At 37.5% G+C, this 22,205-nt stretch carries 20 protein-coding genes, 1 pseudogene and 1 other annotated feature (1 of these 22 running past the window's edge); of the genes and pseudogenes, 8 read left to right on the forward strand and 13 right to left on the reverse strand.

Going from position 1 to position 22,205, the window contains the following annotated elements; genetic code table 11:
• Positions 1 to 1,072: pseudogene (locus tag CZ490_RS21645) on the forward strand (IS3 family transposase); the annotation flags it as partial.
• A gap of 64 nt (positions 1,073 to 1,136) precedes the next feature.
• Here CZ490_RS21645 and CZ490_RS21650 read toward each other — a convergent pair.
• Together CZ490_RS21650 and CZ490_RS21655 are read right to left on the reverse strand one after the other, a co-directional pair.
• Complete coding sequence (locus CZ490_RS21650) at positions 1,137 to 2,630, reverse strand: peptide MFS transporter (RefSeq protein WP_077620805.1); 1,494 nt, start codon at positions 2,628 to 2,630, stop codon at positions 1,137 to 1,139.
• Between the two features lie 207 nt (positions 2,631 to 2,837).
• The gene (locus CZ490_RS21655; RefSeq protein ID WP_077620806.1) at positions 2,838 to 3,203 is read right to left on the reverse strand and encodes a DoxX family protein; all 366 of its coding nucleotides are present in this window, start codon (positions 3,201 to 3,203) and stop codon (positions 2,838 to 2,840) included.
• A 166-nt stretch (positions 3,204 to 3,369) separates the two neighbouring features.
• On the opposite strand from CZ490_RS21655, the gene CZ490_RS21660 reads away from it, so the two are divergent.
• Positions 3,370 to 4,740, forward strand: coding sequence for a TolB-like translocation protein (locus CZ490_RS21660; RefSeq protein WP_077621139.1), 1,371 nt, complete (start codon positions 3,370 to 3,372; stop codon positions 4,738 to 4,740).
• A 34-nt stretch (positions 4,741 to 4,774) separates the two neighbouring features.
• Here CZ490_RS21660 and CZ490_RS22580 read toward each other — a convergent pair whose 3' ends face one another.
• The 3 genes from CZ490_RS22580 to CZ490_RS21670 all read right to left on the reverse strand — a co-directional run bounded on the left by CZ490_RS22580 (position 4,775) and on the right by CZ490_RS21670 (position 7,675).
• The gene (locus CZ490_RS22580; RefSeq protein ID WP_200801616.1) at positions 4,775 to 4,951 is read right to left on the reverse strand and encodes an SE1832 family protein; all 177 of its coding nucleotides are present in this window, start codon (positions 4,949 to 4,951) and stop codon (positions 4,775 to 4,777) included.
• Between the two features lie 61 nt (positions 4,952 to 5,012).
• Positions 5,013 to 6,266, reverse strand: coding sequence for an MFS transporter (locus CZ490_RS21665; protein WP_077620807.1), 1,254 nt, complete (start codon positions 6,264 to 6,266; stop codon positions 5,013 to 5,015).
• Positions 6,267 to 6,355: 89 nt separating this feature from the next.
• Positions 6,356 to 7,675: an alkaline phosphatase family protein gene (locus CZ490_RS21670; RefSeq protein WP_077620808.1), complete on the reverse strand. Its 1,320-nt coding sequence runs from the start codon at positions 7,673 to 7,675 to the stop codon at positions 6,356 to 6,358.
• Positions 7,676 to 7,841: 166 nt separating this feature from the next.
• On the opposite strand from CZ490_RS21670, the gene CZ490_RS21675 reads away from it, so the two are divergent.
• The 4 genes from CZ490_RS21675 (at position 7,842) to CZ490_RS21690 (ending at position 12,482) form a co-directional block, all read left to right on the forward strand.
• Positions 7,842 to 9,206, forward strand: a complete 1,365-nt coding sequence (locus tag CZ490_RS21675) for an MATE family efflux transporter (protein ID WP_077620809.1) — start codon at positions 7,842 to 7,844, stop codon at positions 9,204 to 9,206.
• A gap of 228 nt (positions 9,207 to 9,434) precedes the next feature.
• Entirely contained in the window at positions 9,435 to 10,760 is a 1,326-nt protein-coding gene (locus CZ490_RS21680) for a UDP-glucose dehydrogenase family protein (protein ID WP_077620810.1), read from the forward strand.
• A 25-nt stretch (positions 10,761 to 10,785) separates the two neighbouring features.
• The gene (locus tag CZ490_RS21685; RefSeq protein WP_077620811.1) at positions 10,786 to 11,343 is read left to right on the forward strand and encodes a phosphatase PAP2 family protein; all 558 of its coding nucleotides are present in this window, start codon (positions 10,786 to 10,788) and stop codon (positions 11,341 to 11,343) included.
• Positions 11,340 to 12,482, forward strand: coding sequence for a glycosyltransferase family 4 protein (locus CZ490_RS21690; protein ID WP_077620812.1), 1,143 nt, complete (start codon positions 11,340 to 11,342; stop codon positions 12,480 to 12,482). Before CZ490_RS21685 ends, CZ490_RS21690 begins: the two co-directional genes overlap by 4 nt.
• Before the next feature lie 36 nt (positions 12,483 to 12,518).
• Here the strand turns inward: CZ490_RS21690 and CZ490_RS21695 are convergent, their stop codons facing one another.
• Genes CZ490_RS21695 through CZ490_RS21710 form a run of 4 tightly spaced genes read right to left on the reverse strand, consistent with a single transcriptional unit; the run spans position 12,519 to position 15,213 of the window.
• Complete coding sequence (locus tag CZ490_RS21695; RefSeq protein WP_077620813.1) at positions 12,519 to 13,217, reverse strand: hypothetical protein; 699 nt, start codon at positions 13,215 to 13,217, stop codon at positions 12,519 to 12,521.
• Complete coding sequence (locus CZ490_RS21700) at positions 13,217 to 13,948, reverse strand: hypothetical protein (RefSeq protein WP_077620814.1); 732 nt, start codon at positions 13,946 to 13,948, stop codon at positions 13,217 to 13,219. Before CZ490_RS21700 ends, CZ490_RS21695 begins: the two co-directional genes overlap by 1 nt.
• Positions 13,929 to 14,831, reverse strand: coding sequence for an ABC transporter ATP-binding protein (locus CZ490_RS21705; RefSeq protein WP_077620815.1), 903 nt, complete (start codon positions 14,829 to 14,831; stop codon positions 13,929 to 13,931). Before CZ490_RS21705 ends, CZ490_RS21700 begins: the two co-directional genes overlap by 20 nt.
• Positions 14,818 to 15,213 (reverse strand): GntR family transcriptional regulator, encoded by a 396-nt coding sequence (locus CZ490_RS21710; protein ID WP_077620816.1) that lies wholly within the window; start codon positions 15,211 to 15,213, stop codon positions 14,818 to 14,820. The genes CZ490_RS21705 and CZ490_RS21710 overlap by 14 nt, the downstream gene beginning before the upstream one ends.
• Positions 15,214 to 15,787: 574 nt before the next feature.
• Here CZ490_RS21710 and CZ490_RS21715 point away from each other — a divergent pair.
• Complete coding sequence (locus CZ490_RS21715) at positions 15,788 to 16,438, forward strand: 5-bromo-4-chloroindolyl phosphate hydrolysis family protein (protein WP_077620817.1); 651 nt, start codon at positions 15,788 to 15,790, stop codon at positions 16,436 to 16,438.
• A gap of 6 nt (positions 16,439 to 16,444) precedes the next feature.
• Positions 16,445 to 17,629: a toxic anion resistance protein gene (locus tag CZ490_RS21720; protein ID WP_077620818.1), complete on the forward strand. Its 1,185-nt coding sequence runs from the start codon at positions 16,445 to 16,447 to the stop codon at positions 17,627 to 17,629.
• A gap of 45 nt (positions 17,630 to 17,674) precedes the next feature.
• On the opposite strand, the gene CZ490_RS21725 is transcribed toward CZ490_RS21720, so the two are convergent.
• From CZ490_RS21725 to brnQ, 4 genes are all read right to left on the reverse strand, one after another.
• Entirely contained in the window at positions 17,675 to 18,970 is a 1,296-nt protein-coding gene (locus tag CZ490_RS21725) for a TRAP transporter large permease (protein ID WP_077620819.1), read from the reverse strand.
• Positions 18,970 to 19,452: a TRAP transporter small permease gene (locus CZ490_RS21730; protein WP_077620820.1), complete on the reverse strand. Its 483-nt coding sequence runs from the start codon at positions 19,450 to 19,452 to the stop codon at positions 18,970 to 18,972. Before CZ490_RS21730 ends, CZ490_RS21725 begins: the two co-directional genes overlap by 1 nt.
• Positions 19,445 to 20,443 (reverse strand): TRAP transporter substrate-binding protein, encoded by a 999-nt coding sequence (locus CZ490_RS21735; protein ID WP_077620821.1) that lies wholly within the window; start codon positions 20,441 to 20,443, stop codon positions 19,445 to 19,447. The genes CZ490_RS21730 and CZ490_RS21735 overlap by 8 nt, the downstream gene beginning before the upstream one ends.
• Positions 20,444 to 20,588: 145 nt before the next feature.
• Positions 20,589 to 21,923: a branched-chain amino acid transport system II carrier protein gene (brnQ, locus tag CZ490_RS21740; protein ID WP_077620822.1), complete on the reverse strand. Its 1,335-nt coding sequence runs from the start codon at positions 21,921 to 21,923 to the stop codon at positions 20,589 to 20,591.
• A gap of 88 nt (positions 21,924 to 22,011) precedes the next feature.
• Positions 22,012 to 22,205, reverse strand: a binding site (T-box leader) (it continues 46 nt past the right edge of the window).

Below are 22,205 nucleotides of genomic sequence, written 5' to 3' on the forward strand. Positions count from 1 at the left end.
TTGCTTGGGGAACGGAAAAGACTTTCGAAGAACAGCCGAGACCTTCAAGGTCTCATATCAACAAGTATACCAATGGGTTAAGAAGTACGAAATTATTGGGGATGAAGCACTTAAAGATGGGCGTGGAAGGAAAAAGGAAGCAGCTGAATTAACACCAGAAGATAATTTCAAACTTCAGTTGAAAAAATTAGAAAGCGAAATCCGATTTGAAGATACATATTTAGCAATTCAAGAACTTCATGAGAAAGAAGATTTTAGTATTATCATGCTTTGTAAAATCGCTCGTATATAACGAGCAGCTTACTATAAATGGTTAAAGCGTACACCTTCCGCAAGAGAACTTCAGAATGAAGTAATTATTAAAGAGATGAAAGCTATCCATGAAAAAGTGGAAGGCATCTATGGTTATCGTAGAATGATGATGACCATAAATAGAAAACTAGATGAACGATTCAACCACAAACGCTTTTACAGACTAATGAAACTGGCTGGAATAAAGTCTGTAATTCGAATAAAAAGGAAGCGTCATAAGCACTCTAATCCTCAACATGTGGCGGAAAACGTATTAAATCGTGAATTTACCGCAGAAAAACCAAATAAGAAATGGGTTACAGATGTAACAGAATTTAAATATGGTTCATCAAAGAAAGCTTATTTGAGTGCCATTAAAGATTTATATGATGGGTCTATTGTTAGTTATGTTTTAGGGCATTCAAATAATAATAAACTTGTTTTCGAGACCTTTTATCAAGCTATAAAGTTGTTGGATGGAGACCAACCACTTATTCATAGTGACCGTGGTTTCCAATACACATCTCATGGCTTTAAACGTAGAATAGACAAGGCAGAGATGACACTAAGTATGTCCAGAGTAGGAAGATGCATTGATAATGGACCAATGGAATCCTTTTGGGGAACACTCAAATGTGAGAAGTACTATTTACATAAATATGAGACATTTGATGAATTGTCTCGAGCTATAAACCAGTATATACATTTCTATAATCATGATAGATATCAAAAACGACTAAACGGCCTCAGCCCTATGGAATATAGAGCTAAAGCCGTTTAAGTACCTTTTTATTATTTCCACTGTCTACTTGACAGGGGGCAGTTCACGATGGACAGGCATTTTTTTAGTTAACACCCTTCATGAACTTTTGAATCTTTGGTGATACGAATAGGAGAACAATACCTAAAACGATAGAAGCTCCACCAATTACCCCAAAATAGGTCATTTCAGTTTCAGGTGTATAGAATTTAACAATCTGTGCATTAAGAGCTTGTGCAGCAGCGTTTGATAGCATCCATAAGCTCATCATTTGTGCTGTAAATGCAGCAGGTGCTAATTTTGTTGTAGCTGAAAGACCAACTGGTGATAGTAATAATTCACCTAATACTACGATGAAATAACTTAGAACTAACCATAATGGATTAACTAATGTATCAGGTCCACCAAAGTATACTGGTAATAGGATTACAAGGAAAGAAAGACCAGCAAATAGCAACGCAAGTGAAAACTTTTTTGGAACAGATGGTTGGCGGTTACCAAGCTTCATCCACATCCATGCAAACACAGGCGCTAGGATGATAATAAATAATGGATTTAATGATTGGAACCATGCAGGTGAAATTTCAAAGCCTGCAAAATTTAACTGAGTACGTTTATCAGCATAGCTCGCTAGTATGGTTGCTCCTTGCTCTTGGATAGACCAGAACATAACAGCAGCTAAGAACAAAGGAATATAAGCTAAGATTCTTGAACGCTCAACGTCAGTTGTTTTTGGACTACGATACATGGTGATAAAGTAAATAGCTGGAATAAGGAAACCAAGAATACCAACTAATGCAATGAATGAATCAAATGTAAGAATACCTAAATTTATTGTAACAGCTATTAGAATTGCAAGAACTACGGCACCAATACCAATTTGAGTATATACCTTTTTCTTCTCCCCAGGTGCTAGTGGGTTTGGAACGATTGTTCCAGCAAGACCAAGATTCTTTTTCTTTGTGAAAACAAACATGAGTAAACCAAAGAACATACCAACAGCAGCGATTGAAAAGCCCCAATGGAAGTTATGCTTTAGGCCAACTTCTCCAACGATTAATGGAGCAATTAAACCACCAAGGTTGATCCCCATATAGAAAATACTAAACCCTGCATCGCGACGTGTATCTGTTTCGCTGTAGATCTCACCAACAACACTAGATACATTCGGTTTTAATAATCCGGTACCTAGGATAATGAGGACCATGGAAACAAAGAACAAGCTAATGCTACCAGGAATTGCAAGTGCAATATGCCCAAGCATAATTAATATTCCACCGTAGAACACGGCCTTGGAAGTACCAAAAATTCGGTCAGCTAACCATCCCCCAATAATCCCCGACATGTAGACAAGTGATCCATAGATGGACATGATAGCTAATGCTGTATGTTCAGGAAGACCCAAACCACCTTCAGTTACTTCATAGTACATATAATATAATAGAATGGCTCTCATACCGTAATATGAGAATCTCTCCCAAAACTCTGTGAAGAAAAGAGTGAATAGACCTTTAGGATGTCCGAAGAAACCCTTTTGAGGAACACTGTCCACAATTTTCTGTCTATTATAGTCTGACATAATAAAACCTCCAAAATAGTATGTTAATATAATAATTTAAATAGTTTTATAATGTCAAACAAATGAAAATTCTGATTAGGATAAATGTTTTATAAGGTTTTTAATCTTAAAATAACTGGAAAGGCTTTTATGTATTATTTTATTAAAAAAACAAACAGATTGCGCTTGCAATCTGTTTGGGTTTACTATATTTGGATTATTTAACAATTATTTATGGTGAAATTTATAAAGGATGTATAATAATACCAATAACACAAAATCTAGCCTAGCGGCAAAAGCAAACTGAAGCAATCCTGTATGAAGGACAGGTATTTTAGTTAATAGAATGGCACAAACCATAATAATAAGTAGGGGAATTACTGCTTTTTTAACTTCCTTATTCATTGCGATAAGAATCCCGCATACGACTTCTAAGATTGCAACAACATACATGACCGTATCCGGTGTGGGTATTGGTAAAGTCATCCACATAGAGTGTAAATCGTTTGTGAAGAGCTTGACAGCCCCAGAAATAATAAATACATAGGCAACAACATAACGTATGAGATTCATAGTCGTTAATGATTTATTCATAGTTTCCTTCCTCCTTTTTCTATAACTCTATGCTGGAAGGGACAAACTATTCTCATGCTAAAGGTAGGAAAATAAATTAGACAAAAAGTAGTATAGTCGAACCGATATCAGTTAAATGAATAAAATAGGCAAAAGACATCTGTTAAAGAGGTGATGTGTTTTGTCAATGAATTTCAATGTACGACCAAATGGCGTCATTGCATATACGACAAGTCGCGGTGGGGATTACGACATATGGATTTTCGATGTTCAAAATGGGACCAGGATGCAGCTTACGTACGGGCTAGCCGACTCTCTTTCGAAGCCTGTATGGTCAGACGATGATAGCAAGATTGCTTTTGTAGGGAAAAATCGGATTGTGTATGTGATTTACCTTTCAACTGGCAGAATTGCTGCAATTGATCAAATTAATCCAGGTGGATATCAGACTCTAGATTGGTCACCGAATCATCGGACACTTGCATACACAGCTCGAAATCAAATCATGATGTATGATGTTGTTTCACACCGTGCTACAAGTATTTCGGCCTCAGATGCCGCGCAAGTTCAGTGGTTTCCGAATGGAAGGGAGTTGTTATTTCGAGGTCTAGACGCTTCTGGTAATCAGCAACTATTCCGCATTGCCACAAATGGATTTGAGAGAAAACAAGTTTCAAATGTGACTGATAGCCCATTAAATGAAGTATCACTATCTCCAGATGGGACATTTGCACTTTATACCACGCCTGGAGCAAGTATTTCACTTGTCCGAACAGTTGATTTGTCATCGGGTAATCTGTACGAAATAAGAGGTGGGGAACAAGCAAAAAATTACTATCCAGCCTGGTCGCCCAATTCCCAATATATTGCATTTAGTGCAACGGCATATGCAGAAGGAAGTGGTTATTATAATGAAATACGATTAGTTGGAAAACGGGGTGGAAATGAAAGGGTGATAACGACATCATCTTGTTTTGCAACACCTGTTACTTGGTCACCCGATAATCGTAAAATCGCCTATTTATCTGGTTGTACAGAACAAGGGATTGCAAATGAGATGTGGATGGTGGACGTACAAAATAATCGAACTCCAGTATTGCTAATGAAGGATGCTCAAATTGGAAATATGAGTTGGTCTAAAAGGGGTAGTCGCCCAAAAAGGGCCATCTTTATTAGTGATTCGTATAAAGTTCAATTTTTTTATCCAGCAGACTGGCAGCAGATAGATTCAGAAAGGTATGAGGGGGTAGATGGATTCTTCCAGATTTCAGCTATCGCTGGAGGAAATAATATTCATGAAGTGTGCAAAGGAGAGGCATTTCATCAATTGATGCCTTATGGATCATCACCTCGTATCTATTACACGAGAATACGTGACCATGAGGCTTGCTTGATTTATCCGTCTGCGGACCAACCACCTGAAATGAGCCGACAAGCAGCGGCAATAGTTAGATATCCGGTCCCTGTGCAGATTGAGGGTTCAACCTATAATTACTTTATTTTATGGGCCGATGAGGTACATTTGGCATCGATAGTAGGAACAATTGCATTTAAATAAAAAAGCAGTTGCAACACTCAGGTTGCAACTTTTTTTACATGTCACGAAGTTTCCTAGATAATGTGCTAATCTCTTCCTCGATTTCTGCGATTTGGCGTTCAAGTGGTGAGATATTGCCATTTACAGAATCGAGTTTTTCTAAATCATTTTGAAGACGGACGTAATCTAATTTTAGCTCGCGGATTTTGTATTCCAGTTCTTTCTTATTCATTAGTTGGCCTCTTTCTCATTTAGTTTTTTTTATATTATACCATTGAGAAAGTGGATATGCTTTAATTAGCTTTACTTGGTTCAGGTACACGGGTTAACACGATAAATCCAATAATGAAGAGGATAACTAAGCTGAAGACACCCATATTGGAATGACCTGTTATTTGTGCAGTCGCTCCTACTAATAAAGGTCCCATAATGGAAGCGAATTTACCAAAGATATTATAAAAACCGAAGAACTCATTTGCGTTTTCCTTAGGGACAAGCTTTGCAAAATAAGAACGGCTCAATGCTTGAATCCCCCCCTGTGAAGTTGCAACAAGCATTGCTAGGATCCAGAAATCAAGAGTAGTCTTCATGAAAAATGCGTATATACAAACGATAATGTAAACAAAGATTCCAACATACAACATTTTTTTACCTGTGAATTTCTGGGCCAATCTCCCATAAAGAATCGCGAATGGTGCAGCCACAACTTGGGTCACAAATAATACGATTAAGAGACTTGTAGCATTTATTCCAAGGTCAGTACCGTATGCAGTCGACATCGAAATAATAGTACCAACACCGTCAATATAGAAGAAATAAGCAACTAAGAACAAAAATACAGCACGGTACTTTTTGATTTCCTTAAAGGTTTTGCCCAACCTTCTGAAACTATTCATGATTGGATTTGGCTCACGCTCGATGTAGTATCGCTGATGTACATTCTTAAACAGTGGGATGGAGAAAAGACCCCACCAAACTGCGGTAATGATAAATGCGATTTTGCTAGCAACTGTTGCTGATATTGGTAGTATTTCTTGCTGTGCTAATAAGATAATTGCGATTGCAAGTAGGAATGGGATTGTACTACCGATATAACCAAGGCCATAGCCCCGAGCAGAAACGCGATCCATTTTTTCTTCGGACGTGACATCGACAAGAAAGGCATCATAGAAAATATTTGCTCCCGTGGAGCCTAATGCTGCAAATGTATAAACAATTAATAAAAGCAACCAATTATCACTGGGGATAAAAGCTAATAGTGCTGTTGCAGAAACTCCAAGTGTAAAGAAGAAGGTGAAAAATTTCTTTTTGTAGCCTCGGTAATCTGCAATCGTTCCTAGAATGGGCCCTAGCATGGCTAAAATAAATGTAAAGATTGCAATCGTGTAGCCCAAATATGCTGTGGAATCTGCAGCATCCACACCTGCGTTTGTCGCAGCAGCCTTATAAAATATTGGGAATACAGCTGTTGTAATAATAATCGAATAGGCGGAATTCGCCCAGTCATAATACATCCAGCTCGACTCTTCTTTCGAAAACCCCTTCATCCCATAACCCCCTATCATTTTTTGTATCCAGAGGGACGGCTCTAGTGGTCCCTCTGATAATATATGTTAAATCATCAGTTTCAAAAACTTTAAGAACTGACCCCTAGGTCTAGAAGCTCTTCAATAGCACGGCCGTCTGTTTTTCCTAGATCAAGGCCGAGTAGACTTGCGAATGTTGGGCCTTCGTCTACAAGGTGCATAGAAGGAATCTCGATGTTAGGACGAATACCCTTTCCAGAGGCAATGAATACAGTGGTATAGTTCTCTTTTTCAGGTGAGTAGCCGTGGCTTGCAAAGGTGTATCTTTTTTCACGTACATCTTCGATTTGGATCTCATCGATATACTCACCATCAAAATGCTCTTTGAAATAGTAGCCAAGCTTAGCTTCAATCATGAACGTGGCTTTGTCGTCAGCACCTTTTTCCCTCGCTTCGCTACTTGTTAGAAATCGTTCAACTCCGTTTTCTTCATTCTTAACAAGTTCTTCTAGTAGTGCTTCTATCTGCTGCTGTGATTCTGTATCATTTGGATCCTTCATATAAATATATGCTGACCCATCACAGCTTTTGCAATAAGCCTTCCAATCTATTATTTTTCCATCATGGTTGACTGTAATAAATCCCAACTTTTTCAAAAGGACATTTAGCTTTACAGCTTTAGACTCATCTAATGCGCTGTGGTCACCTAATGCAATGATGGTTGTATTATCGTAAATGCCACTTTCTTTAAGTGCATTTATAATTTTGCCCAGGCGTTCATCGTGACGTCGGAGAGCGGCCATAGCTTCATCAGAAGAAAAACCATGATAATGACGCTGTGAATCTAAGTCAACAAAATGGACGAGCATTAGATTTGGTTTTCTTGTTTTAATGGTTTCAACAGTTGACGCTAGGACGAAATCATCAAGTTCAGGCTGATTAAGTCCGTTCCGAAGATGCCCAAATTTACGATTCATATCCAACTGATAGAGTGGACTACCATTTAATAAGGAAACAAGGATCTGATTTTGCCATGAACGATTTGCGAAAATCTCAGGCATATTGTAATCAATCGTAGATTTTGCTGTAACTGGCCACAAAAGAGCAGCTGTTTTCATACCGGCTTTTTTAGCTTCATCATATAGTGTTGTTCCTTTTACATGCCTTCTTTGCCAATACCAGTCTGGTGACAGGCGACCAGGCTGAAGAAGGGTGTTATTTACTATCCCATGATTCTTGGGATATCTCCCTGTAACAATGGTTGCATGGCATGGATAGGTTACAGAAGGGTAGATGGTTTCAACATTCCGACAATAAGATGCGCGTTCTAGAAGCTTTTTAAAGTTAGGTAGCCTTTCTATAATGGGAAAATCTAGTGATGATAGGCAGTCAAATGAAATGACTAGTAAATAATCTGTGAGTCGAGACATAAGGACCTCCATCCGAAACTAATTCTCTATACTATTCTAAATATAACAGAAAATTTGGAATTAAAATATGAAAATAATGTAAAGACAGCGTTAAAAAAGTGTTCATTTCAATGGCAGATGGAATATAATTATGGTTATGTTGAATTTGGGCTAAGGGGATAGCATCATGTATGAAACAAACACGGTTAGAGAGAAAATAAAATTAATTTTTGTTATGTTAGTACCTATCTTGATTACGCAGTTAAGTATGTTTTCTATGGTATTTTTTAATACGATTATGACTGGTAGGTTTAATTCTTCTGACCTAGCTGGGGTTGCGATTGGTTCGTCGATTTGGAATCCCATTTTTACAGGTATTAGTGCAATCTTATTGGCTGTTTCCCCGATTGCTGCACAGAGATTTGGGGAGAAGAGAGGCAAAGACGTATCGACGGTTGTTTCAAGTGGGATTTATTTAAGTATCATCATTGGGTTAGTAGTTATCTTAGCTGGAGCAGTTCTATTAAACCCTTTGTTAATGATGATGAACCTTCCTGAGAGTGTCCATAAGACTGCATATGATTATTTAGTAGGGCTAAGCTTTGGTATCTTTCCACTGTTTATTTTTAATGTATTGAGGTCATTTATTTATGCTCTAGGTATAACAAGGGTTGTTATGTTTATTTTATTAATCTCTGTGCCTATTAATCTTATTTTAAATTATATTTTCATATTTGGAGCTTGGGGATTCCCTGCATTTGGTGGAGGAGGAGCGGGTATCGCTACCTCAATTACCTACTGGATTATCGTGGCAATTACGGCCTATATTGTTCGAACAAAAGAGCCATTCTCATCCTATAAAATTTTTGTAGGGCTTGGTGGGTTCAATTTTGAAGAAAGTAAGGAAATCTTAAAAATTGGGATTCCGATGGGGCTTTCAACCTTTTTTGAAACAAGCATGTTTGCAGTTGTCACTATATTAATTAGTAGATTCTCAGTCACAACCGTTGCTGCTTATCAATCGGCTCTGAACATTGTTTCATTCTTATATATGATACCAGTGAGTGTTTCAATGGCTTTAACTGTATTGGTTGGGTTTGAAGTGGGAGCAAAGCGTTATCGGGATGCAAAAATATATAGCTGGCTCGGGATTGGACTATCAATGCTCATAGCACTTATAACTGGATTATTGGTAATCATCTTTCGTTATGAAGTCGCGGGGCTGTATTCAACGGAGACTGCTGTTATCACATTGACTGCCCAGTTCTTGATTTACGCCTTGTTCTTCCAGGTCTCAGATGCGATTCAAGCAACAGCTCAGGCAGCACTCAGAGGCTATAAAGATGTTAATATTGCATTCATTATGACGTTGATTGCCTATTGGCTCATCTGTTTACCTGCTGGATGGGTACTGGCCCACTTTACAGATCTTGGGGCAGCAGGCTATTGGCTTGGACTGACATTTGGGCTACTTGCAGCTGGTATTGGTTTATCTGCAAGACTTATCCATATCCAACGTACATGGTACTCCGAGGAAAAGATGGTTAGTTAGTAAACACTCTTCTTCAATGTTAATTTAATGGAAAGGGCTAAACGAAATGTCTGTGAGATTATAAAAAGATAGATTTCGTGGAGTCAAATAATAGGAAACTATTTAGAGGAAGGGGAGAACCCTTCCTTTTTTTGCTCTATACCAAAACTTTACAATATCTTAACTCTAGCTAAAGAAAATAATCGCAATTTTTCGATAAAATGTTGTAAAAGGGTATGGAGGGGTTAGATGAAAATTACGGTTGCAGGTGCAGGGTATGTTGGGCTAGTTACAAGTGTTTGTTTAGCAGAACTTGGTCACGAAGTAATTTGCATTGATATCCAAACTGAGAAAGTAGAGAAACTGCAAGAAGGGACTTCACCTATTTACGAACCGGAGTTGGAGCCATTGTTACAGAGAAACCTGATTGAAGGGAGACTATATTTCACGACGAACCCACGTTATGCGTACACTCATGCTGAAGTGATTTTTATCGCAGTCGGAACGCCACAGCAAGAGGATGGTACTGCAAATCTTGACGATGTGTATGAAGTAGTAGAAACAATTGCTGTTCATATTGAGAATGACGTAATCATATCCACAAAAAGCACGGTCCCAGTGGGAACTAATGAAAAAATAAAACGAATCATCGATTCTAAGAAGCTTCCTCACCTTCAGGTTGACGTTGTGTCAAACCCAGAATTCCTTCGTGAAGGGTCTGCGGTATTTGATTTCTTTTATGGGGATCGCATTGTGATTGGAGCTGAAAATGACGAGATTGCAACAGTAATTGAAAAAATCTATTTGCCTCTAAAAATACCAATCATCAAAACGGATATAAAAAGTGCCGAAATGATTAAATATGCCTCTAATGCCTTTCTTGCAACGAAAATAAGCTTTGTGAATGAGATTGCGAGAATGTGTGAAAAAGTAGGGGCAAATATTGATGATATAACCTACGGAATTGGAAAGGATCAACGAATTGGACCCTATTTTCTAAAAGCAGGGATTGGATATGGAGGTTCCTGTTTCCCGAAAGATATAAGAGCGTTAATGCATACCTCAGGAAGTTTGGGACATCATTTTGAGTTATTGGAAGCAGTTATTAAAGTCAATAATCGTCAAAAATCATTCCCAGTATACAAAGCTAAAGAGATTCTCAGTACTTTAAAAGGAAGAAAGATAGCTGTTCTGGGGCTATCCTTCAAACCTGGTACAGATGACATTAGGGAAGCAGCTTCCATTACAATCATTAAAGAGTTGCTAATGGAGGGGGCAAGTGTTATTGGATATGATCCTATTGCAATTAAAAGTGCAAAAGAGCTGTTTGGCAATACCATAGAGTACACGGATGAAATTACTACTGCCATTCAAGGCGCAGATCTTACAATCATAACAACAGATTGGGAACAAATTAAACAGTTTCCATTAAATATGTACCATTTATATATGAAGGAGCCAAAAATAATAGACGGCAGAAACTGCTATCCGCTAGAAGAGGTACAGAAATATCCACTATTATACATTTCAATTGGGAGACCTACAGTAATGAATACGTTAATAAATAGACTGTGATTTTTCTTGAAAGGAGCTAATGCATATGAAGCTTTTTCTTTCAATCTATCATGCTGATTGTCGAATTTTTCAAAAGGTAAACCAGCATTATGAGAACAAATGGCTCCATTTTTTCTTTTCTAGAATTACATTTCTTGGTGGCGCTACTTTTACAATCATTCTTTGTCTAGCTTTGGCGATTATGACGACGAACCAATCAAGAATAACGGCTACTGCAAGTGCGCTTTCTCTTGCGCTGAGTCATATACCTGTACAAGTAATTAAGAAAATTTATCCTAGAAAAAGACCTTATTTAATAGTAGAAAAATCGAAGTATCCTATAAAAGCTTTAAAAGATCATTCATTCCCTTCAGGACATACAACTGCTATATTTTCGGTTATTATTCCATTTGTTTTATATCTACCCTACCTTGCTGTATTACTGTTCCCGATTGGGTTATGTGTAGGTATGTCGAGGATCTTTTTGGGTTTGCATTATCCATCTGATGTGATGGCTGGCGGTATTCTAGGTTCCATCACAGGATTATTAAGTTATATCTTCTTACAACAAATAATGGAATCTACCTTAAGGGGGATCTTATGAAAATAGCGATCTTTACAGATACCTATTATCCAGAGGTAAACGGTGTTGCACGAACATTGAAGAGGTTTACGGATTTTCTAGAGGAACAAGGCATTGATGTTAAGGTATTTGCTCCAATGTCAGGTTCGAATGAATATGTTTCTAGTCATATTCATCGATTTAAGAGTTTGTCATTTTTCTTATATCCAGAGTGTAGACTTGCATTTCCCAATATGCCTCAAATTCGGTCTGAATTAGAGAAGTTCTCTCCGGATATTATACACGTCGCGACACCTTTCAATATTGGATTTTGTGGAGTTCATTATGCAAAGAAGTTAAATATTCCACTTGTAGGCTCCTATCATACAGATTTTGATTATTACCTACAGTTTTATGACTTGCAATTTTTATCTAATCCTTTGTGGTCCTATATGAGATGGTTTCATCGACCGTTTCAAAAGCTGTATGTTCCATCACTCGTGACAAAAAAACAACTTGAGAATAAAGGGTTTGGACAAATAGAAATATGGACTCACGGGGTAGACAGTGAGTTGTTTAATCCGTATTATGACAAAGTTGCCGTTCGTAAAAAGCATCACGTTTCTAGAAAGTTTATGCTAACGTACGTTGGGAGGTTAGCGCCGGAAAAAAACATAGAAATTCTTGTTGAAGTAGCGAAATCATTGCCAGCCCAGTGGAGTGAACAAATTCAATGGGTGATTGTAGGTGATGGACCTTCACGAAGTAAGATGGAGGAAGAGGCTCCAACAAATATGATTTTCACTGGGTTTTTAAGAGGAACTGATTTGGCTGAGGTATACGCAGCCTCAGATATTTTTGTCTTTCCTTCATCATCTGAAACTTTTGGAAATGTCATACTTGAATCGATGGCCAGTAGTACACCTGTAATTGCTGTAAAAGCTGGAGGAGTTCAGAATATTGTTCAAGAAGGCATGACTGGATATTTGTGTGAGCCTGGTAATAGTGGGGGTATAACAGAAGCGATTTTGCAGCTACTTGAAAATGACGGGAACCGTAATCGCATGGGAATGGAAGGACGAAAATATGCACTCTCCCAAAAATGGGATATTATTTTTGAAAGGCTTCTTTATAGCTATTCGACAGTATTAAAAGACCAGAACAAACAAAAATATGCATAGTAAAAAAGGAAGGGGCCAACCCTTCCTTTTTTAAAACTATTCTCCAATAAAATTAATAAACTCACTTCCAGTTAAGGTTAGGTTTTTAGGAACCTTGATATAGAGAAAATCATAGTTTACTGGCTTATCATCATTAAGGCTACTATCAAATTCCTCCGTAATTCCACCCCCTCTAAATTGGGAAATTACAATATTATTATGGAAACTATACAATTGAATTTCATATTGCGTGGGTGGATATGCAAGCAATTGATTATTTTCGATAGAAATGAAAGGACTTGGAATTTCACTATAAAAGTCATACCCGTTGTAGTTTGTATTTGCTACATAATAAATGACTTCGATAGTAGAGTCATTGGTGTCCTTTTTTTCATAAATGGTTAACATATTGACATTTTCAATTGTTTCGATATTGAGTTCGTTGCCGCTATAAGGAAGTGTCCATCGTTCTTTTTCTCTTATTGCTTCAACTTCTTTAATTCGACCAGAATCAATGGCTTCATGGACTTCTTGATAGGTTATATTCTTTGTCTCAGGTTTTTCAGAAACAAAGCTAGATGTAGGGATGAAATAATAAACAATCACGGACACTGTTAAAATACCAAAATAGATTCCTAAAAAAGCTTTAGTGTTTTTCGGACCAGAGAGTCTTTTTCGCATGTATACAAATAGCAAAACGATAATTGCTATAAATAGAATTAAAATAGGAAGTACTAATACACCAATAGATGACATTATTTCCGCACCTCCAAACGATTTGTTGCCAAAATAACAATCCAGATTAATAAGGCAGACGCTAAGACTATTTTAGCTGAGAAAAGAAGGATTGACGTTTCTTTAAAGAAAAAGGCTAAGGTAGAATAGGTGTTGAACGTTCTGACTTCAAATATCATCCATCCAATTAGTAATGCTGGGAGTAAAAATCCGAACAACTTGTTAATTTGGGTGAACATCCCAATTAGATATCCTATCATGGCAATCAGTAGCAAATATAAGGCTCCAGTATAAATCCCAATCAGGAGATCAGAGAAGGACATGAAAAAATGTTCAGCGATTATCTTATCGCCACCCTCTTTGAAAAATAAGATGACCCTTAATAGAATATCTGCAAAGGACGAGGTGATACTGGCAATGAATGCATAGACGATAAACATCCCAACTGTTGAAAGATGACTGCTCATTCTGTTCGTCACAAATGAAAAATCGATATAATGATAAGACTTTGTGGTTAATGTAATTGCTATAATGAAAGCCCAAAAAGCAGTAAAAATAAAGACTGTACTTCCTGAGTAGCTGTTAATGGATAAGTTTCCACCAAGCCCCATTTGACCTACTCCATTGAAAGAAAAAAGAAGGGCTATCGCTTGTACGCTTGCTAAGCTTATAAACGTCCCAAAATACGACTTTACTTTAAAAAGCACTTGTTTTTTTACGACTTCAGGAAGGTTAGTTTCGATCAAAGACATCATTTATACCTCCTTTGTTTTTTGCTGTTAGGTATACACAAAGGTCCTCTGTATCCACAGCTGAAAGCTCAATTCCTAGTTTTTTTGCCTCCAACCATGTAGCTTCTGGATATATATCCTTTACAACGGAATAGGTGTAATCATGGCCTAAGTCCTCTACGTAAATGACCTCCATACCTTTTGTTGTTTTTTCAATAGCACCTGTTTTTCCACGCAGTCCAACAGCATATCCTTTTAAATCATCAATTGTTTCATGAAGCGCAACTGTACCATTACGGATTAAGAGAATATTTTCTAAAATACTATCAATCTCATTCAATAAGTGGCTTGAAAATAGAATGGTTCTAGGGTGTGCGATGTAATCCTTTAATAATGCCTTATAAAAATCCTTCCGAATGGCCGCGTCCATACCGGTTGTCGGTTCATCGAAAATGGTTATTGCACAACGGGACGATAGGCCGATAATCATATTAAATGTACTTTTCATCCCTTTTGATAGATGATGGTGCAATTGCTTTGGATTAAAATCGAAATATTCAAAAAGGCGTTTTGCCAATTTCTTATCCCAGTTTGGATAAAAACGAGCACTTGCTTCCAATAATTCAGCTAAATTTAACCATGGTGGAAAAACCATATTATCATCTACGAAAATAAGATTGTTTGATATCCTCAAATTGTTAAACGGATCCTCTGAAAAAACACGAACTTCCCCTGAAGAAACAGGATAGAACCCGGCAATTGTTTTTAAAAGAGTTGTTTTTCCTGCTCCATTTCTTCCAATAATCCCCGTTATTGTATCAGGTTCAATTGTAAAATTCAGGTTATCAAGAGCTTTAGTGCTTCCATACAGTTTAGTTACCTGTTGAAAATCAATCGCGTTCATCCATATTCCCCCTTTGCTTTTCTTTTTCAGCCTTAATCATGTTCACTAATTCTTCTTCACTCACTCCTAAACGCTCTGACTCCATCACAAGCTCTGACACGAGAGATTTCATCGTTTGACTCTTCCTTTTCTCTAAAATAAATTGTTTAGCATTTGGCGTAACAAACATGCCCAAGCCTCGCTTTTTATATAGAATGTTTTCATCTGCAAGGAGATTAAGTCCCTTTGCTGCAGTTGCAGGATTAATATTGAACATCTCCGCAAGCTGATACTGGGAAAATACCTTCTGATCTTCTGTGAAAGCGCCACTTAGTATTTCAGTCTCAATCCATTCGGAAATCTGAACATAGATGGGTTTTGCGCCATCCTGCTTAAACATCATATAAACACCTCCTTAGGTGATTATGTACATTAGTGCATTAGTGATATAATGTACTATACTACAAAGTATGATGAATTTCCAGAATGTTTACTATAATTTTTAAAAATGTATATAATTAGGTGATAGAAGGCCGGTTTTAATGTCTTTTTTTAAAAATACATCTCAAGTCTTAGTTTCTTGTAATGTCTAGGTCCATAGTTAGAATAAATATCTTATAGTATAGTTAATTTGAGAAAAATACAGATTAATGAAATTTTTATAGTGGTACGTGAACTGAGGTTTATATGAATATCTGAATAGTGTTAAAGTTTTGGTGAAGAGGTCCTCATCGAGGTGATGAAGACCTGAACGGAGCTAGAGTTCCGGTGAAGAGGGAGACCTGGCCCAGCGCCGCGCGATTCCCGTTCATCGACGATATGAAAAGAAAAGCGGGCCCCAGTCCTGCACAAACTCGAGCCAACAAAACTCAAACACAGCATTACCAAAACACCAAATTTTTCCTCGAAGTTTTTTGAAACCAACGATAACTTTGGTTCGTATATACTAATAAGACAGAATGTTAGGAGTCGATTGTATGAATTCGATACTCGCTTTTATTGTTAAATCGTTTATTTCAGTGCCGACAACGGTTACTGTTTGGTTAATAAGCTTTTTTGCGTTAAATCAAACGTTCCTACTTTCGTCTGGCTATGCTTTATTAGGCGGAGGAATTGCCTATTTCGGCACGTCTGTCATAATGAAACAAGCCTTTTTACGGAAACATGGGCTAACGAGGAAGGAATATCAGTATATTGAGAGAAATTTAAAAGAAGCAAGAAAAAAACTTGCTAGACTAAATAAATCACTTTTTACCGTTCGTCACATTCCTTCATTAAAACAAAGAGTTGACCTGCATCGCGTCACGAAAAAAATCTACCGGCTATCCAAGAGTGAACCGAAACGATTCTATAAGGCAGAACGATTCTTTTTTTCGCATCTTGATTCAGTCGTGGAATTGACAGAGAAGTATGCTTTTCTTTCATCACAGCCAAAGAGAAATAGTGAACTTGAGCGCTCACTACATGAAACGCGTAGAGTACTAGAAGAATTAACACATACAATCGAGAAGGATTTACACAGAATGCTTTCGAATGATATAGAGGACTTGCATTTCGAAATAGATGTAGCCAAAAACTCAAATAAACAAGCACAAGATACCGCGTTTATTGATCAAAATAGGAGGTAATTGAGTATGAGTGAACAAAATTCTCCAAAGTATAAAGAGCCTTCGAATTTAATGGATGAATTACTAGCGAATCCATTTGATGAGAATAAAGATTCACAGGAAAACCCAATTGTTATTACACAGGAAGAAGAGAAAAAGCCTGTACGTTTAGTGGATGTGCTACCTGAGGAAAATAAAGAAAAAGCACTCCAACTTGCGAAACAAATAGATCCAACGAATCATCAAGCCATGATTTCGTACGGAACGCCTGCTCAAAATAAATTGCTTTCTTTTTCAAACACAATGCTTGAACATGTTCAAAAGAATGATGTAGGAGAAGTTGGACAAATTATCTCAGACCTTATGAAGCGTCTGGATGATATGAAGCCAGAGGAGTTAAATCCCGAAAAACGATCTGTGCTTGCACGCATGTTTGGGAAAATCTCAAATTCCGTACAAGAGGTACTTTCAAAATATCAAAAAACAGGTGCACAAATTGACCGAATCAGTGTAAAGCTTGATAGAAGTAAAAATGTTCTTCTCTCAGACATTGCTATTCTTGAAAAACTATACGACAACAATAAGGACTATTTTGATGCGTTAAACGTCTATATTGCAGCAGGAGAATTAAAGCTTGAAGAAATGCATCAAAAAGTAATACCAGAACTAAAAAAACAAGCGGAAGCAACAAATGATCAAATGAAGGTCCAGGAAGTAAACGACATGGTTCAATTTGCGGATCGTCTAGAAAAACGTGTACATGACTTAAAGCTAAGTAGGGAGATTACGATTCAAAGTGCACCGCAAATCCGCTTAATTCAAAACACAAACCAAGCACTAGTTGAAAAAATTCAATCATCAATCATGACTGCCATTCCATTGTGGAAAAACCAAGTGGCTATTGCCTTAACTCTAATTAGACAGCGTCATGCGGTTGAGGCACAAAAGCAAGTTTCTAAAACAACGAATGAACTTTTATTAAAAAATGCAGAAATGTTAAAGAGCAATACGCTTGAAACAGCAAGGGAAAATGAACGTGGTTTAGTTGATATAGAAACCTTAAAGAAAACGAAAGAGAATCTTATTTCTACCTTAGAAGAAACGTTACGAATTCAAGAAGAAGGAAGAAATAAGCGCCGTCAAGCTGAACTAGAGCTTGCTTCAATGGAAACAGAACTGCGTCAAAAATTATTAGATATTAGAACAGATTAACAAAGAAATAGGATAGCTACCGAAATGGTAACTATCCTATTTTTTTTATAATCCAAATAATTGAGGTAGAAACAATGAAAGTTGTGGAATAAACGCAACGAGTAATAATACTATAATTACCACTCCGAAATAAGGTAATAAAGTTGGAACTACTTCTTCTATTTTTACCTTTGCAACACTACATCCTACAAATAAAGCACTTCCTACCGGTGGAGTCATATTACCGATACAGAGTCCAAAACAGAGTAGCATTCCAAAATGAACTGGATCCATTCCGAAATTTTGTGCCACTGGTAAAAAGATTGGTGTGAAAATAAGAACTGCAGGTGTGATATCCATAAAGGTTCCTACAAGTAATAGGATAAAAATAATAATTAGGATAATCCCTATTTGATTTTCCGTAATGGAAAGTAGGGCACTACTAATTGCCTCGGGTAGCCTCATGTATGACATTACGAGTGAAAAGAGAGCTGACGCGGTAATTAAAAATAGAATCATCCCGGTAATCTCAATGGTTTCGGTGAATATTGTTGGCAAATCTTTTAGTTTAAAGCTTTTATAAATAATTGAAAGGATGACTGAATAGATCACCGCAACTGCAGCACCCTCTGTTGCTGTAAAAATACCAGCTACAATACCCCCGATAACAATGAAAATTAACAATAGGCTTGGAATTGCACTTACAATAATATAAAAAATATCCTTCGTGCTGGGTAACTCTGACACTGGATAATTGGCTTTTTTCGCCATGAAGTAAGCGACTACCATTACAGCCAAGCCCCATAATATCCCAGGGATATAACCAGCCATAAATAATGCAGCTACAGATGTACCCCCACTCACCAATGAATAGACAATAAGGACCGAACTAGGAGGAATAATTAACCCGGTTGGTGCAGAAGCGATATTCACCGCAGCTGAATAGGTCAGTTTGTAGCCTTGATTGGTTTGCATCGGTGTCATAATGCGGCCCATTGCAGCGGCAGACGCAACACTTGATCCAGAAATCGAGCCGAACAGCATATTGCCTACAGCGTTTGTGTGTGCCAAAGCACCTGGAAGTTTACCTACCAATACTTTAGCAAAGTTAACAAGTCGAAACGCAATTCCACCGTTATTCATAATAATTCCTGATAAAACAAATAGGGGAATCGCTAACATGGTAAAGTTATCAATACCTGTAACCATCCGTTGTGCCGAAGTTAAAATAGCAACATCAAAGGGAAGTATCAGCAAAAAGGTAAACACTGAACTCAAGATGATTGAAATCGCAATTGGTACACCAAATAATAAGAGAAGAAAAAAAGTGGCAAAAAGTATGACTCCTGCAATTGTTTCCATTAAAGGATCACCTCTCTTTTTCTGTCCTTATAAGATAACAAGCTGTGAATCTGATAAAGAATAATGCAAACTCCGCTAACGAGAATCGCTGCATAGACGACACCCATGGAAAGTCCAGTGGCAGCTGCTGTTTGTGCAGATGTAAGCATGACAATTCTAATTCCACCATAAACCATTAAAATCGTGGCGGTTAACAGAATAATAATATCCGTGATGAATTCAAACTGTATTTGTACTTTTGGATTGAATTTTTCTCTAATAAATAGAATTCCGATATGCTTTTTTGCTCCAAATACGTAAGCTGCTGACATCAATCCAAACCAAATTAGCATATATCGTGTTAATTCCTCTGTACCTGGGGAGGAGATGTTAAATACGTATCTCGATAAGACTTGCCATGTTGACAGGACTACCATCGAGACTAGCAGTAAACTAGAGAAGATGATCAACACCTTGTCCAGAAGCTGTTTCACTTTATTCATTTGACGAATTCCCCTTTATTAATTGGTAAATGTCTTTTGTTTCTTCATCTTTTGCATAGGCTTCGTGCAGCGGTTTTACAGCACTGATAAAGGAGGTTTTATCAACCTCAATAAATTGAACCCCCATTTTTGTTTTAGCGATTTCTGTCTGTTCTGTAATAGCCTTCATCCAAACATCTTCATGATAAATGGTAGATTCTTTCGCCGCCTCCTGGATGATTTTTTTTTCATCAGCTGATAATTTATTAAAACGTTTTGCATTCATTACGAGCATATCAGGCACGATTTGATGCCCTGTATACATATAGTACTTTGCAACTTCACCGTGGTTATTACCGACTAGGGCGGTTTCATTATTTTCAGCAGCATCAATTACGCCTGATTGGAGGGCAGTGTACACTTCACCATATGCCATAGGAGTGGGGAGTCCACCAAATGCTTCAATCATATTTACACTGGTTTGGCTTGGTTGAACCCTTGTTTTTAAACCAGCAACATCAGCAACTGTATGTACCTCCCGATTCTTTGTATACAGGTTACGTATTCCAGCGTTGTAGTAGGTTAAGCCAATAAAACCAATGTCTTCAGTTTTGTAATAAATCTCATTGGTAATGTTTTCATCATTCATTTTTTTCTCAAACTCTTCGTAGCTCTCAAATAGGTATGGCAAACTAAAAATCGAATAGTCTGATTCAAATCCTTCTAAGGCACTTGCACTGGCTTTGGCCACATCAACAGCACCTGATTGTGTTAACTCAAGTACTTCACGCTCACTTCCTAGTTGGCCATTCGCATAGATCTCTACTTTCATTTTATTGTTAGATTTTTCTTCAACTAATCGTCCAAATTCAACTAGCGATAGGTGAACAGGGTGATCTAGGGTTTGATTATGAGCCAGCTTGAATTCTGTTACACCAGCCTCGCCGGTGTTGCATCCGGATAATAAAAATACATTGACTATACCGAATAGGATAAGGGCCATTATTCTCATATTTTTTCCTCCTGTAATAAAAAAAATCGACGAGTACTCTTATATTTTGTGTTGATTTACCAAACTTATCCGGATGAATGGAGTATTTGCGAGGTCAAAATGAAAAAGGGTACCATTCAATAAGTACCCTTTTTTCGAACATCTATTATGAGGTTTTGATTTCTTTATGATCAAGCAATTCTTCTTTTTTACTAAATTGGCTAATCGTAAGCCCTAATACTGAACCAATGAGTGCAGGAACAACCCATTCTAAACCAACAGCTGCGAGTGGTAACGTATCTTTCAATGACTGAAGAGGTCCGAGGTCAAGCCCAAATGCATTTAATCCACTAAGTAGTGCAAATACACCTGTAAATAACATCGCTGACCCATATACGGCCTTCACATTTTTGAAATAGCGACTAAAGAAAGTTAATACGACTAACACAATGAGTAGCGGGTAAGTCATTACTAAGAATGGGACCGATACTTTTAAGATTTGTGCTAAACCTAAATTTGAAAGGGTAAACCCGACCAACGTAACTAGAAGGACAACGGTTTTATAACTAACCTTTGGCATTAAGTTTGAAAAATACTGGCCACAAGCGGTTGTTAATCCAACAACTGTTGTAAAGCAGGCTAAGGTAAAGATAATGCCAAGAAACACAGTTCCACCTTGCCCAAATAATAGGGTTGCAGCAGAAGATAAGATACCTGTACCGTCATCAAATGTCCCGTGGCTCGCCATTTTTGCACCAATTAATCCAATTCCAATATAGATAGCCGATAGAAGAATACCTGCAATGATTCCAGCTCTAAACGTATATCTTGTTAATTGAGATCGGTTATTGATACCTCTTTTTTGAATAGCGTTTAAAATTACAATTCCGAAGGCTAATGATGCTAATGCATCCATCGTATTATAGCCTTCTAGGAAACCGGTGAAAAAGGCACCTGATTGATAGGCTTTTGTAGGATTCAGGAAAGGTGTATCGATTTTGAATAACCCTACAATGATTAAAGTTACAATTGCAACTACTAGAGTTGGAGCAATGATCCGGCCCATATATTGTTCCATTTTAGTTGGATTTAGGCTGATAAAATACACAATTCCAAAGAAAATAGCTGAGAACAGCAATAGAATAAGGGCGCTATTAGTTGATTCACTTAGAAATGGTGTAATTCCCATTTCGAACGCAACATTCGCATTTCTCGGAATTGCAAGGAACGGTCCAATACACAGATAAACAGCCACCATAAAAGCTGTACTAAACACGGGGTGAACACGATTACCCATTGCTTGTGCTCCGCCTTTTACAAGAGAAACTGCAAAGATAACAAGAACCGGTAACCCAACACCTGTTACAATAAACCCAAGCATGCCAGTCCAAAAACTTGTACCAGCTCCAGCACCTAAAAATGGTGGGAAAATCAAATTACCAGCACCAAAAAACATCGAAAACAACATAAACCCAATAAACAAAGTGTCTAACTTCTTCACATCAAATCTCTCCTTAATTGTTATTTTAAAATAGGGACGAAGGGACAGGTCCGTTGTCCCAAGACAAAATAAAAAACCTCGCCCCTAAAAAAGGGACGAGGTTAACTCGCGATACCACCCAAATTCCGCAGCCAACATAGACTACGACACTCACTAACGTACAATCATACGTGTTCCTTGTAACGGCGGACTCCCGTCAAAGCTTACTTATTTCAGCTTTGCACCTCAGAGATGATTTTCGGATAGAATCTGAACATCGACTTTCAGCAACTGTCGACTCTC

The sequence above is a fragment of the Litchfieldia sinesaloumensis genome, from assembly GCF_900156865.1.
GTDB lineage: Bacteria > Bacillota > Bacilli > Bacillales > Bacillaceae_L > Ferdinandcohnia > Ferdinandcohnia sinesaloumensis.